Source organism: Thalassospira sp. MIT1004 (genome assembly GCF_001858545.1).
GTDB classification, from domain to species: Bacteria; Pseudomonadota; Alphaproteobacteria; order Rhodospirillales; family Thalassospiraceae; genus Thalassospira; species Thalassospira xiamenensis.
Genome location: NZ_MCAO01000047.1, coordinates 64,933 through 78,315 on the forward strand (window position 1 = coordinate 64,933; position 13,383 = coordinate 78,315).

The 13,383-nt window shown below is 53.9% G+C and carries 11 protein-coding genes; 5 read left to right on the plus strand and 6 right to left on the minus strand.

Annotated elements, in window-relative coordinates; all coding sequences use genetic code 11:
- Positions 1-58 precede the first annotated feature (58 nt).
- A complete protein-coding gene (locus tag BC440_RS21365; protein WP_071241443.1) occupies positions 59-1,141 on the minus strand; it encodes a saccharopine dehydrogenase C-terminal domain-containing protein in 1,083 nt (360 codons plus the stop codon).
- A 177-nt stretch (positions 1,142-1,318) separates the two neighbouring features.
- On the opposite strand from BC440_RS21365, the gene BC440_RS21370 reads away from it, so the two are divergent.
- The 3 genes from BC440_RS21370 to BC440_RS21380 all read left to right on the plus strand — a co-directional run bounded on the left by BC440_RS21370 (position 1,319) and on the right by BC440_RS21380 (position 5,582).
- Positions 1,319-1,756 (plus strand): Lrp/AsnC family transcriptional regulator, encoded by a 438-nt coding sequence (locus BC440_RS21370; protein WP_071241319.1) that lies wholly within the window; start codon positions 1,319-1,321, stop codon positions 1,754-1,756.
- Between the two features lie 45 nt (positions 1,757-1,801).
- The gene (locus BC440_RS21375) at positions 1,802-3,646 is read left to right on the plus strand and encodes an adenylate/guanylate cyclase domain-containing protein (protein WP_071241320.1); all 1,845 of its coding nucleotides are present in this window, start codon (positions 1,802-1,804) and stop codon (positions 3,644-3,646) included.
- A gap of 154 nt (positions 3,647-3,800) precedes the next feature.
- Complete coding sequence (locus tag BC440_RS21380) at positions 3,801-5,582, plus strand: adenylate/guanylate cyclase domain-containing protein (protein WP_175484518.1); 1,782 nt, start codon at positions 3,801-3,803, stop codon at positions 5,580-5,582.
- Between the two features lie 92 nt (positions 5,583-5,674).
- Here the strand turns inward: BC440_RS21380 and ykgO are convergent, their stop codons facing one another.
- The gene (gene ykgO, locus BC440_RS21385) at positions 5,675-5,800 is read right to left on the minus strand and encodes a type B 50S ribosomal protein L36 (RefSeq protein ID WP_007090004.1); all 126 of its coding nucleotides are present in this window, start codon (positions 5,798-5,800) and stop codon (positions 5,675-5,677) included.
- 150 nt (positions 5,801-5,950) lie between these two features.
- Positions 5,951-6,997 carry a methyltransferase domain-containing protein gene (locus tag BC440_RS21390; protein WP_071241321.1) on the minus strand — a complete coding sequence of 349 codons (1,047 nt, stop codon included), beginning with the start codon at positions 6,995-6,997 and terminating at the stop codon, positions 5,951-5,953.
- Between the two features lie 187 nt (positions 6,998-7,184).
- Here BC440_RS21390 and BC440_RS21395 point away from each other — a divergent pair, with 187 nt between their 5' ends.
- The gene (locus BC440_RS21395; protein ID WP_071241322.1) at positions 7,185-8,555 is read left to right on the plus strand and encodes a DnaJ domain-containing protein; all 1,371 of its coding nucleotides are present in this window, start codon (positions 7,185-7,187) and stop codon (positions 8,553-8,555) included.
- Positions 8,556-8,611: 56 nt separating this feature from the next.
- Here BC440_RS21395 and BC440_RS21400 read toward each other — a convergent pair whose 3' ends face one another.
- The 3 genes from BC440_RS21400 to BC440_RS21410 form a co-directional block, all read right to left on the minus strand.
- The gene (locus BC440_RS21400) at positions 8,612-10,072 is read right to left on the minus strand and encodes an aminoacyl-histidine dipeptidase (RefSeq protein WP_071241323.1); all 1,461 of its coding nucleotides are present in this window, start codon (positions 10,070-10,072) and stop codon (positions 8,612-8,614) included.
- Between the two features lie 133 nt (positions 10,073-10,205).
- Positions 10,206-10,715 carry a GNAT family N-acetyltransferase gene (locus tag BC440_RS21405; RefSeq protein WP_037988534.1) on the minus strand — a complete coding sequence of 170 codons (510 nt, stop codon included), beginning with the start codon at positions 10,713-10,715 and terminating at the stop codon, positions 10,206-10,208.
- Positions 10,716-10,762: 47 nt separating this feature from the next.
- Positions 10,763-12,397 carry a diguanylate cyclase gene (locus BC440_RS21410; protein ID WP_071241324.1) on the minus strand — a complete coding sequence of 545 codons (1,635 nt, stop codon included), beginning with the start codon at positions 12,395-12,397 and terminating at the stop codon, positions 10,763-10,765.
- 308 nt (positions 12,398-12,705) lie between these two features.
- Here BC440_RS21410 and BC440_RS21415 point away from each other — a divergent pair, with 308 nt between their 5' ends.
- Positions 12,706-13,338, plus strand: a complete 633-nt coding sequence (locus BC440_RS21415; RefSeq protein ID WP_071241325.1) for an NUDIX domain-containing protein — start codon at positions 12,706-12,708, stop codon at positions 13,336-13,338.
- Positions 13,339-13,383: the final 45 nt, after the last annotated feature.

Here is a 13,383-nt window from a genome sequence, read left to right on the forward strand (position 1 = left end):
CAAGACCGGATGGCAAAGTTTGTCATCATGCCAAAAAGCATGATGTGGGGGTTATTCATCAACCCTCGTGGCTGAAGTAACGGCCGAAACGGTTGGCAAGGAAATCATCGAGCGAAACCTGTTCCTGCCGGATATATCCCTTGCCCGCCAGTTTGCCGGTCAGGACCATATCCATCACCGCACAAAGCCCGGCCGACGTCGTGATCTGGATCGCCGACCAGTTCCTGCCACCGATTGCCGTGCCATGAACCTTGCGGATAAAGTTTTCCTCGCAAAGCTCGCCATCGCGGGTACCAATTGCATCGGCAAAAATCACGATCACGTCCTGACTTGTGATCGGTAGCGACTTTTCAAAGATCTCCTTCATCAGATCGGGGCGCTTGCCAAGCCCAAGGTCTTCGATCAGGATTTTCAGGATTTCCTGATGCCCGGGGTAACGCACGGTCTTGTAGTCAAGGTTTTCGACCTTGCCTTCCAGCATGTCACAAAGCGCACCGACCCCGCCCGATGTATTGAATGCCTCGTATTCGGTGCCATCGATGGTGAAACGCTCATATCCTTCAAGCGGCAGAACCTCGATCCGCTTGCCTTTATGGATGGCTTCGCACGGGTTCAGATATTCGTTGATCAGACCATCTGTCGACCATGTCAGGTTGTATTTCAACCGGTTGGTCGGGTTTTGCGGCAGGGCACCGACACGAAGACGCAGGTTCTGAACGCTATCAAACCGCTTGAAAAGATCGTGGGCCGCGATTGAAATAAAGCCGGGTGCCAAACCACATTGCGGCACAAACGCCCCATCGGCATCCTTGGCAATATCACGAATGGCACGGGTGGTTTCAACATCTTCGGTGACATCAAAATAAGATGCGCCAACACTGCGCGCCACACGCGCAATCGCGACATTAAGGTAAAACGGACAGGTCGACAGGATTGCATCATGGCCTTTGGCCACATCCGTCAATGCCGCCTCGTCGGTGACATCAACCTTGACCAGCGTTGCCGCATCATCCTTGGCACAAATTTCAAGCATATGCCCGTTGGAATCCGCCAGCGTCACCGCATATTCGCCACTTTCACGCAGCATGACAGCCGCAATACGACCGATTTTTCCTGCTCCAAGGATCAGAACTTTTTTCATTTCAGCAAACTCCCATTTTGACGCCTTTGACCGCATATGATGCGTGGCCCTGCCTGATTACGGCCCTGATAACGTTATTGTTATGCTGTCTTGATGGTCTTCCGCTGGACTGCCGGTTACAACCCGGCGATACTGTCATTTCTCATGATTTAACCGTTAAAATCACGGGCTACACCGATGAAACGCAACATTGATGACATTGATCGCCGCCTGATCGCCCGGCTGCAACAAAACGCCCGCACCCCGATTGCGGCCCTTGCGCGTGATGTCGATCTGTCACGAAGTGCTGTTCAGGAACGCCTTGAACGCCTTGAAAAGGCAAAGATCATAACCGGATACACAATACAGCTTGGCGAACAAGCACGTGCGCTTTTGCTTGCCGAAGTCATGATACAGGTCGAACAGAAACAGTCTGCCGGGGTGGTCGGCGCGCTTCAGAAAATAACCCACTGCATTCGGTGCCTTGCGATTTCCGGTGAATATGACCTGATCGCCGAAATTGCCGCCGACACATCCGAAGAACTTGACACCGTTCTTGATCAAATCGGGGCCTTGCCCGGAATTAAACGCACGGCAAGCTCAATCATCCTTTCCACGAAATTTGATAGACGATAAACTGCCCCCGGGTTGGGGAGCCTCTGTTCGGGAATTTTCAAAAAATTGGCTGAAAAACGCAGATATTCCGTCCTGACTGTTCTGCTTGCCGGGTTTTCTGTCACCAGCATTCTTGGTGTCGGTATTGCCCTTTATGTCGGACTTGGGGCCGCCTATCAAAACACCCGCAACCTTTGGGTCATGCTTAGCGATCTGGACCTGACATCGGTCCAGCGAACCATGCATGAACGGATGGACAATGTGGGTAAACGTGCGGTCTGGGTCGCCGATCAGGTGGCAAGTGGCGCTCTGGATCCAAGCTTTCAGTATGGCTGGAACAATGCGATGCGCGCACTTTCGGCATCGCAAATCGATGTGATGGCCTATGGTCTGATTACCGGCGACCGCCAGTTTATCGGCTATAATCCCGAAAATATGAGCGAAATCCGCCGTACATTGCCCAGCGATGATGTTATTTTTTCAGAACTGGCGCATTTGCGTGGACCAACGGCTAATCACACCGGTTTTCCACGATGGGACCCCTATTTCAAGCAGACAGTGATTGCTGATTGGATTCCATTGTTTGCGGACGGTCGCTACGTCGGAACATTCATCCAGTATCTGTCACTGTCAAACCTGTCCAACAGCCTTATCCGTGGGCGCGAGGACTTGCCGGGTGTTCCGTTTATCCTGATCGCCGGAAACCGTGTCATGGCCCATCCACGTCTTCGTGAATGGGGCGATAGTGCTGCATCTGCACTGGTAAATGGCGCGGATATCGCACGCAGCCCTATTCCCCTTCCGACGATCAATGATATCGGTGATCCGGTTCTGGCCAATATCGGCAAGTCCGAGTCCATTGATATTGGCGATGAAAGCAAAAAACGCCCCGAAGCCAAAAACCTTCGCCTGTCCGGCCTTGATCTTGATGGCCGCTATTCGATGATCGTCACCAAACAGATGATGAATACCCCCTTCTCGCCGATCATCATCGGGATCCATTTCGAAGAAGAACTGTTTGATGACGAATGGAACAGGCTGGTTCTGGCATCGGTGATGGGCGGGACTGTTTTGTTGCTATCGATCATCGTTGCCGTGATCATTGCCCGTCACTTTACCAAACCGATCCGCCGTTTTTCCGCTGCCGCCCGGGCATTTGAGGAAGATGGCATCGAAAACCACGATTTCCCCGACCTTAAAGGCAGCCGTATTCGCGAATATGATGATGCCGCACGATCATTCAATCACATGATCAAGGCCGTCCATGACCGCGAACGGATCAGCAGCCTGTTTGGTAAATTCCTGCCGGCCTCCATTGCCCGCAAACTTCTGGCATCGGGAACCGATTCCGGGGTTCTTCCGCCGCAGCAGTGCGAGGCAACTGTCCTGTTTGTCGATATCGAGAGCTTTACAACCCTGTGCGAAGAACTCGAACCGCAACAGATCATTTCGATGCTGAACGCCTATTTCGACTGTGCAACCGGTATTATCGAAGAACATGGTGGCATCATTACCCAGTTCCAGGGTGACGCAATTCTTGCGGTATTTAACGCCTTTGATGAATTGCATGACCATGCCGATGCGGCCCTTGATTCGGCCCTCGCCATTCAGCATGCCGTCGAAACCCGCCAGTTTGACGGACTTTCCATTCATTGCCGCTGCGGGGTGAATACCGGGCGCATGATCGCCGGGAATGTCGGTGCAAGTGCCCGCCTGTCCTTTACCGTGCACGGCGATGCCGTGAACACCGCGTCGCGGCTTGAACGGGAAAACAAGGAACTGGGAACCCGCATCCTTCTATCAGACAGCACCCGCGATCTCCTTTCCGATCCCGAGCGGGTGGTAAAAGCCGGACAAATCCAGTTGCGTGGCCGTCATACCGAAACTCTAATCTATACCTGCCGGAATTGACCCGCGCGATATGCTTTTCATTGCGTTCAATCATCAGTAAGCTTTGCCGATAACCCGGAAAAACAAACCGGGCCATTGGGGGCATACGGGGAATATGATGACCAAACGCAGGGGGCGTTTTTCGATACTTGGCGTATTGCTGGGCGCGTTTTTTATGACCAGCGTACTCGGTGTGGGGCTTGCACTTCGCCTTGGCCTTGATACGGCTTATGACAACACCCGCAATCTATGGATTGCAATGACCCATGCCGACCTGAAAGACGCGCAAAATGCCATGCGCAACCGGATCGAACGGATGCAACGCCGCAATATCTGGGTCGCCCGCGAAGTGGCAAATGGCGATCTTTCACCCGATGACACTGCCATCTGGGACAATACCCTGGCGGCCCTTGTGACCAATGAACGCGATGTGACCGCCATCGGGATTCTGATGCCCGATGGTCGTTTCCGGTGGTACGACGCAAAGACGGACAGGACTGTCTCGCGCCAGGCCGATCCCCAGGAAGACATCATCGCCCGATCCCTGATCGCCTTTGGCCCGGGCCAAAGCATCACGCAGTTTCCACGCTGGAACAGCCTGGTCAATCAGGTCGTGATCACCGAAATGATCCCGCTGTTTCAAAGGGGGGAATATATCGGATCGCTTGTGCAGCTTGTATCACTTGGCGATTTTTCACGCGATCTGAAAACGGATCCGACAGAGGCCGGACGCACGCCATTTGTCATCGTCAATGATCATGTCATTGCCCATCCCGCCCTGCCCGACTGGCACCAGTTGCACCCGCCCGCAAATATTGGAACCGATGATGTTCTTGGCGTCCTGCCCCGTATCGACGACCTTGCCGATCCGGTTCTTGCACAGATGGACCAGTGGCAGACATTTGATTTCAACGACGGCCGAACACCTGATGGAACCAATGGCTCGACGGCCTCGGCACTCGAAACCGCGGGCGGATACCACGTTATCATCACCCGGAAATTTGAAGAATCGGCAGGTCTTCCAATTGTAATGGGCATGCATTTTGATCCGACCGTTTTTACCCGCGAATGGGAACGCCTGAAGCTCGCGACACTGATCGGAACGGCAATCATGGTTCTTGCGATCATACTGGCCGTCATGATCGCGCATTATTTCACGCGCCCGCTGAAACGGTTCTCAGCCGCAACAAGGCAACTTGAAACCGGCATGCTTGACGATCTGCCGATCCTACCCGGCAGCCATATCATCGAATTTAACGATGCATCACGATCATTCAACAATATGGCCATCACCCTGCGTGACCGCGAACGCATCGGACGGCTGTTTGGCAAATTCCTGCCAACGGCCATCGCCCAGCAATTACTGGCCTCTGACGATGACACCGGCAATATCCAATCCCGCCAGTGCGAGGCATCCATCCTGTTTGTCGATCTGGTCGGCTTTACGACCCTAAGCGAAAAGATCGCCCCGCAGCGGATCGTCACCATCCTGAACGCCTATTTTGCCAAGGCAACGGCAATCATCGAACAAAATGGCGGCATCATTACCCAGTTTCAGGGCGATGCCATCCTTGCCGTGTTCAATGCCTTTGACGAAGTGCCCGATCACGCCGATGCGGCGGTACAAACGGCAGTCGCCCTGCAAAAGTTGGTTCACAATGATCTGTTTGACGGCGAAGAACTGCGCTGTCGATGCGGGATCAATACCGGCCTGCTGGTGGCGGGCAATGTCGGGGCGCCGGATCGGCTGACATTTACCGTGCATGGCGATGCGGTCAACAGTGCAGCCAGACTGGAAGCCAAGAACAAGGAACTGGGCACACGCATCCTGATCGCAAGCACCACATTCGATCAGCTTTCAGACCCGTCACAGGCCCGTCTTGCCGATGAAATTCTGCTGCGCGGACGCAGCGAAACAACCGCTGTCTATACCATTCCGATAGATGGCATTGATTAAGAAAAGGGTTGGCAAGCCGCAAAACACAAAACGCCGCATTGGATAAACCGATGCGGCGTTTTGTAAAACCTGAGAGAACAAGGTACCGGGAATTAACCCTGGCGCGCCTTGAAACGCGGGTTCTTTTTATTGATCACGTATACGCGGCCACGGCGGCGCACGATACGGCAGCCTTTTTCCCGCAGCTTCGCGGATTTCAATGAGTTCCGGATCTTCATAATAGTAAACCTTAGAAACTTGGCCCCTTCGAGGAAGCCGGAAAATAGAAGTACACCCAGCCCCTGTCAACACCTAAAACAGGTTGCAGCGACAGAATTCCAGACAAAGTCCATTCCTTCGTCGCCCGCCGTAGACATGAAACAGGGCAATCACCTGATCGTTGCGTAGAACCGATAAAAGGCTAGCGTTCCGTTTTCAAGCATTTTTACGCGATTCATCCACATTTCCATCTCTGGCACCAGATATGTCAGCACATCCGGGTCCAAACCGCTGTTCTGGATATCTGCCAGCATCGCCATCCAGGCGGCCTTGATCTGACTGACATGCACATCCGTCTCGTCTTTGGCGATACGGATATCGAATTTCAGCTTACCCAACACCTTTTTGTATTGGTCAGCCGTCCATGGAAACGGTTTGAAGTCTTCGTACTTTGCCCAATTGGCCACCTCATCTTCGTGACCCTCGGACGTCAGAACATAGTCGGTCAACAATATCTGGCCGTGATCACGCAGCGTTTCCGCCACCGAGACCAGCAAGACATCCTTTTTTTCGATGTGGAAAAGATCGCCAAACGAATAAACCACGTTGAAATAGGCTTTGCGCAAATCGGGGTTGGCCGGATCAAAGGCCTGCACCGGGACTTTTTTCTGAACTCCGGCCTGCACGGACCGCTCCATCCCCAGCAACGCCAGTTCGCCATCCCGCTCGTAGGCAGTTACCCAGACACCAAGCTTATCGGCAAGCAAACGCGCAACCCCGCCAAGCTTCGCCCCGATTTCAAGGCAGCTCAGCGTCTCGTCAAGTGCAAGCGGCTTTGCCAGTTCCAAGGCATAATCATGACCACCCGGGATCATGATGCCGCGATCAAACAGCTTGGCATAAAGTTTGATTCGTTCCGGTGGCCAGCGACCGATTTCATCATCAAGGTCAAGCTCGCCCAGTTCCGGCTCAATCGGCCGGGCAAGAAACAGGCGCATTTTATGAAGCCACGCCCGGTAATCATCGATTTCTTTTTGCAGAAGATAATATTCGACCGGGTTGTCATACCCCTGCCAACGCGCACGAAGCTTTGTTGCAAGGCTCAGACTGTGACCTTCGGGCATCACGAATTCCGCCATATCACCACTATGACCACCATTGTGATCAAGGACATCGCCGTCATGGTCGGCATTGCGTTGCCAGAATTTAAGTTTCAAGGCGGATACTCGCTAAGCGGTTCGCAGATAAGCGGATCAATTCTTGCAAAATATGGCAAATACGCAAAAGTGACAACGTGTTAAGATTTCAATCATATGATCCCAGCATCGATACGAATATAAAGTGAATGTGATTTAACCTGCCCGGCTTCGGGACAATGTTTATGTGCGGGATGCCTTTTCACGAATGAGCCAGGATCACCTCGGGATCTATTATCGCCTGCTGAAAATTGCGCCGGGCGCCAGCGCAAAGGAAATCAAGCTTGCCTACCGCAAGCTTGCCTTTGAATTTCATCCCGATCGCAATACAGATATCGATGCCGAGGAAAAATTCAAGGACATCACCGAAGCCTATGAAATCCTGACCGGTGCGCGCAAGGCACCGCCAAACCCATCACGTAACGGTAAAAACGGTACCGGCACAAATGATGGCACAGCCGGCAAACAGCAAAACGGCCCCTATGGCCCACAGGCCGCCGGTGCCCAAAACGCCAATTCGCAACAACGCACCCGTCAGGGCTTTGCCGGTACAGGGCGCAAGGCCGAAACCAACCACGAAAGCGAAGAGGAACGCTTTGCCCGCGCCAACGAAGCCTATCGCCAGCAGCAGGAACGCAACGCGGCACGCAAATCAAACATCCATCCAGGTGCCAAGCGCCACGCAAAAGCACGCGCAAAGCCCGATCAGGCCGGTTTTGTCCGCTGTGCCGTGACAGAAGTCGTATCCGCCCAACCCCGCATGGTTGAATTCACCATTGTGCGCGGTTTTCTCAATTCCCTGAAAATCGAAAAAATCACCGCCAACCTTGCTCCCAAAGGGGCAAAACGCATGGCGCTTAAGGCCAGTTTCAAAACATGGTTGCGCGGTTTCTGGGGCTGGCGCAGCTTCATCCCGGCATGGCGCGCGATCATCGGTAATATGCGCGGCGGCACCCTGCCCGCAGAAGGCAATGCAAAACTTCTGTTCACGCAGGCCACCGCGTTCGAACGCAGCGGAAATAAACCCCTTGCCCGGGCCGTGTTGTTACAAGCCAGTGATTTCATCGGCACCAACCGGTCGGTGCTGGCCGAACAGATCCGCGCCAATCTGCGGCGTCTGGATGACGGAAAACCCCTTCGCCGGGTCCGCAGCGAATGGAAACAGGCCGGGATGCTCGATGCCCTTTTGCATCTAAGCCCGCTGTTTGTTGCCATTTTCTGTTTGCTGGTGGCGTTTGGGCCGGGGCAAGGCTTTGTCAGTCACGACATCCCGCAACTTGTTGCCGACAAGACCAGCGAACTGACGCGATCCGTCGAAAAGCTGATCGGCGAAGATCGCGATCCCTATTATATCGACCGTGATCTTCTGAACATGCGCGAAGGCCCCGGCATCGAATATCCAGTCATGCGGCGTCTGGCACGGTTCGAAACCGTCTATGTCGACGGACCAAGCGAGGATTTCTGGATTGAAATTGAAACAGCCCTTGGCGAAACAGGGTTCGTCAATCTGGATGCGCTGGTTCCTGGAAGCGGTGCCAAGGCCCGCGATGAATGGTGCGCTACAAACAGTTGCGACTGAGCGCGGATACGATCAGTCGCAACAGAAACTCATTTGATATGGCCTGATGGAACCGGTCAGTTCTTGACCGGAACCGCCTTCAGCGCCGCCAGAAGATAATCCCAGAAACGCAGGACACTTGGCACATGGACGCATTCGTCCGGGCTATGCGCGCGTTTGATGGTCGGGCCAAATGAAACCATATCCCAGTGAGGATATTTCGCGCCCAATACACCACATTCAAGCCCGGCATGAATGACCCGGATTTCAGGGTCTTTGCCAAACATGTCGCGATGAACCGCTTTCATCATATTGACGACTTCGCTATCCGCGTTCGGCTTCCAACCGGGATAGGCATCGCCCCACTTCACCGTCGCAGCGATATTTTCAAACACCGATGTCGCAACCTCGCGCAGGGCATCACGCGCCGAATTGATCGAACTGCGCGCCGAAAGGGTCACATCCGCCTTGCCATCGGCCAGCTTGATAATCGCCAGATTGATCGACGTCTCAACAACACCTTCAACACTGGTGCTCATGGCGTGCACACCGTTCGGTGCTCCGACAACCGCATTATTGAAACGTTTGGAATCCGCTACACTCATCGCTTTTGCTGGCAATGCGACATCTTTGGCTGCGATGGCAAAATTCGGCTCAATCGCGCCGATCTCGTCTTTGACCTCGGCGGCAAAGGCGCTCAGCGCGCCATCAAAGGCCGATACCTTGTCGGACGGCAAAACAACCGTTGCAAAGGATTCCCGCGGGATCGCATTGCGCGCCGTACCAGCATTGATGGTCACAATCCGCGCACCAAGATCACGAATGGCCGTGCGCAGGAAACGCGCCATCAGCTTGTTGGCATTGCCAAGGCCCAGAATGATATCAATGCCCGAATGGCCGCCCTTAAGCCCGGTCAGGGCAATTTCACGCGCGACCTGCCCGCCTTCAACCGCTTCGGGGGTATAGGCAAAACTCGCGACCAGATCACCACCGCCGGCACACCCCACACAAAGCTCGTACTCGTCTTCGGTATCAAGGTTCAGAAGGATTTCGCCCTTAAGCCGCCCCGGCTCAAGGTTCATCGCACCCGTCAGGCCGCGTTCCTCATCAACCGTGAACAACAGTTCCAGCGAACCATGTTCAAGACCTTCTTCGGTCATGAACCCCATCATGGCCGCCGCCCCGATGCCATTATCCGCACCAAGAGTGGTATTGTCGGCCGTGATCCATTCACCATCCATGATCATACGGATCGGGTCGGTGTCGAAATTGTGGGTCGATCCGCTATTGGCCTGGGTCACCATATCGACATGGGCCTGAAGGATGACCATCTTGCGATTCTCGAACCCCGGTTTGGCCGGAATGGAAATGACAAGGTTGCTGCCGCTGTCGCGGAAATGGGCGAAACCCTTGGCATCGGCCATCTTTTCCAGAAGCTGTAAAACGGCTTCTTCCTTGGTCGACGGGCGTGGGGTATCGCAAAGCTTCTGGAAGTTTTCCCAGATTGCGACCGGGGCAATTTTGCTGATCTCATTCACGGTGGCGCTCTCCTGTATCGTTTATTCGCGGCATTTATCGCGGGTGCCCCTGCTGCTTAGCGCATCGGCACCGCAATTTCCAGATCGTCTACGGGTTTTTACGCAACCCAGTGACAAATGATTGGATTGATATCTAGTCGATCCCGACAACATTGCTGCGCCGTTCAAGCAGCAGCACATCGCGCCACTGCCCCTGCATCGGGCCATATCCCATCCGGCCAAATCCGCTACGCTGGCAAAGAATCTCGAACCCGTGTTTTCGATGAAGGGCAACACTGCCAGTATTTTCCGGGAATATTCCGGCCTCAAGCGACCAGAAACCGTTCTGTTCCGAACCACGGATCAATGCGTTCATCAACGCACTTCCGATGCCCCGCCCTTGGCATTGCGGATCGACATAAACCGATACCTCCGCAACACCGGCAAAGGCACAGCGCCCCGAAACAGCAGACAATCCCGCCCAGCCCGTTACCTGACCGGCCTCATCGACGGCAACATACCGGCATTTCGTCAAATGCCCGTGATCCCAGTCGTCCCAGCTTCCGCCGTTTTGTTGAAAGGATGCATGGCCGGATTTCAGTGCCCGGTCATAGATATCGACAACAGCATCACCGTCCGAAGACAGCATTTCACGAATTGTCATCTTTCTCCTGCCCGATTGCGCAAAGCGCGAAGATAATTCACGGAAATTCAGTTGTCGATATCATCATCGAAGGTCAGGAACCTGATCGTGTCGCGACCGGCTTCCTTGGCGTCATACATCGCGCGGTCCGCCACCAGCAACGCCTGCTCCAGTTCCACAAACTGCCCACGCAGTTCCCCGCCGACAGTTACACCGAAACTGGCCGTGATGGTCACCATCTCGTTGCCTGAAGCACCGACCGGGATTTCGATGGCACGGATCATATTGGCAAGCCGTTCCGCAATACGCTTCGTAACCGCCGTGGTTGCAGATGGCAGCAGGACAGCAAACTCCTCTCCGCCCAGACGCACGACAAGGTCATCATCACGAAGCGCCTGCCGCAAGGTGATGGCAATTTTCTCAAGAACCCTGTCACCAACGGAATGGCCATAGGTATCATTGACGTATTTGAAATAATCCAGATCCAGCACCACCAGCCCGAATTGCCAGACCTTGCCTTTAAGCAGGCGAATTTCGCGAAGACGGCTGACAGCGGATTCAAATCCGCGCCGGTTCAGCGCCCCGGTCAGCGGATCGGTCGAGGCAAGTGCGTCAAGATGCTGCTCCTTGCGCTTGTGGCTGGAAATATCCAATGCCGAAACCATCACCCTGCCATCTTCCATCAAGTTCATGCGAATATCGGCGTGAGAACCGGACGGGGTTTCAACACTATCGACATTGGCGTGCCCGTGGCCACCTTTGATCATGGATGCATACAAATTGCACAAAATCGAAATATCAAAGACCGGATCGTCATCTTTGTTTTGTTGTTCTTCGCCAAACAGGCGGGCAAATTCACGATTGAAGTTCGTAACATTCTGATAGACATCAAGCATGGCAACAGCCGATGGCACCATGCGGATGACCTCGGTCACGGCTTCTTCAAGCCCGGCCTTGGTTCGCATCAGGGCTTCGTTCATTTCGACTTCTTCACGCACGTCATGTGCCGTGGTCAGGATTGCCGGGCGTCCGTCGTGCCACAAAATCCGCTCGTCGGTCAGATCGCGCCAGACCGTGCTGCCATCATCAAGAATATCGCGCACACGATGACGTTCGCCTTCACGCGCGCCGTGTAAAATATCAGCAACATGTTTTATCGCCCGATCCCGATCCGCTTCGGGAATAAACCGCAAGATATCGGGTTTTTCCATGAATGCGCTGGCATTTTCCGCCCCCATCAGGCGGGCAAAGGCATCATTGACGTAAAGTGCCGTCATGTCGCGATGGACCATCACGCCGATAAAGGATCGTCCCAGCATGTGATCGACCTGCATGGCCGTCGTGCCGTTATCAATCAGCTGTGCAGTGGTTAGAACCGCGTTGTCATCGCCCCATTCGACGGTTTCGTCGCTGATCTCCATCCAGACCGGGGTTCCATCGGTGCGGATGTTATAGACCTTTTTCCAACCGTGAAAACCGGTCGAATCCTGGAACTTCGCAACAAGTTTGCTGGCTTCGTAATGGAAACTGGGCGGGATATACTGGCGCAGATCGGGCTCCGCCATGAAATCCTTCACGTCTTTTCGGCCAAGCATTTTCGCATAGGCGTCATTGACATACACAGCGTTCAAATCCCTGTGCACGACAACTCCCACCCGCGACCGCCCGTAAAGACGCGCGATTTCAGTCGGTTCGAATCGCATCAAAGCCCCATCTTCCCCGCCAATGCGATCTAACGCGCTACCTGTCCGGTTTGGCAGCGTTCATTCCGCGCGCTAATTGATCAGATTTTACACTACATTAAAAATTATTAAAATACGGCACTTGGCCTCACACCCTTGCGAATAGTTGCAGTGCAACCTGAACGGTTTCGGCTAATCACCCCCTCACGGGAGGCGCGCATCAACCGCAAAGTGGCTCTGCCCTCTTCTCTTCACAAATCTGATGTGAAACCATGAGATATATGTTGTCTCCAGAATGATAATTCCAGAACCACCACCGGACAGAATTTATGAAACACAACAATAATTACGAAATCATTCGCCGCACACGCGGTTGGGACGGCCATTTCAAACTTGATGTATATGAATTGCGCCATCACCTTTTTGACGGCGGCCAAAGCGCGGTTCTGCAGCGCGAAGTCCTTGAACGCGGGCATGCCGTCGCGGTCCTGCCCTATGACCCGGTACGTGATGAAGTTGTTTTGATCGAACAATTCCGCCCCGGTGCCATTTCGGTCCATCAGCGTTTCCCGGAAATGCCGCTTTGGCTGACGGAAATTGTCGCTGGCATCGTCGAGGATGGCGAGGAAATGCAGGATGTCGCGCACCGCGAAACCATGGAAGAATCCGGTTGTTCGGTCATCGGCGACCTTGAACTGATTTCGCGCTATTATGTCACCCCCGGCTGTTCAAGCGAAACAGTCACCATGTATTATGGTCGGGTTGATGCGTCCAAAGCCGGTGGCCTGCATGGCCTCGCTGAAGAAGGCGAAGACATCCGCGTTTATACGGTATCGTCCGAGGAATGCTTTGCCATGTTGCGTGACGGACAACTCTGCAATGCAACGGCGACGATTGCCATTCAGTGGCTGATGCTCAATCGCGACCGTATTCGCAGGGAAGCCGGGGTTTCGGACGTGTGAACGTGTTTGCCGGATGCGAGTTAATTAACACATAAATTTAGTGGT

Coding starts and splice junctions, on each gene's coding strand:
- BC440_RS21365 (WP_071241443.1), bottom strand. CDS start 1,141: ATGAAAAAAGTTCTGATCCTTGGAGCAGGAAAAATCGGTCGTATTGCG.
- BC440_RS21370 (WP_071241319.1), top strand. CDS start 1,319: ATGAAACGCAACATTGATGACATTGATCGCCGCCTGATCGCCCGGCTG.
- BC440_RS21380 (WP_175484518.1), top strand. CDS start 3,801: ATGACCAGCGTACTCGGTGTGGGGCTTGCACTTCGCCTTGGCCTTGAT.
- ykgO (WP_007090004.1), bottom strand. CDS start 5,800: ATGAAGATCCGGAACTCATTGAAATCCGCGAAGCTGCGGGAAAAAGGC.
- BC440_RS21395 (WP_071241322.1), top strand. CDS start 7,185: ATGAGCCAGGATCACCTCGGGATCTATTATCGCCTGCTGAAAATTGCG.
- BC440_RS21405 (WP_037988534.1), bottom strand. CDS start 10,715: ATGACAATTCGTGAAATGCTGTCTTCGGACGGTGATGCTGTTGTCGAT.
- BC440_RS21410 (WP_071241324.1), bottom strand. CDS start 12,397: ATGCGATTCGAACCGACTGAAATCGCGCGTCTTTACGGGCGGTCGCGG.
- BC440_RS21415 (WP_071241325.1), top strand. CDS start 12,706: ATGAAACACAACAATAATTACGAAATCATTCGCCGCACACGCGGTTGG.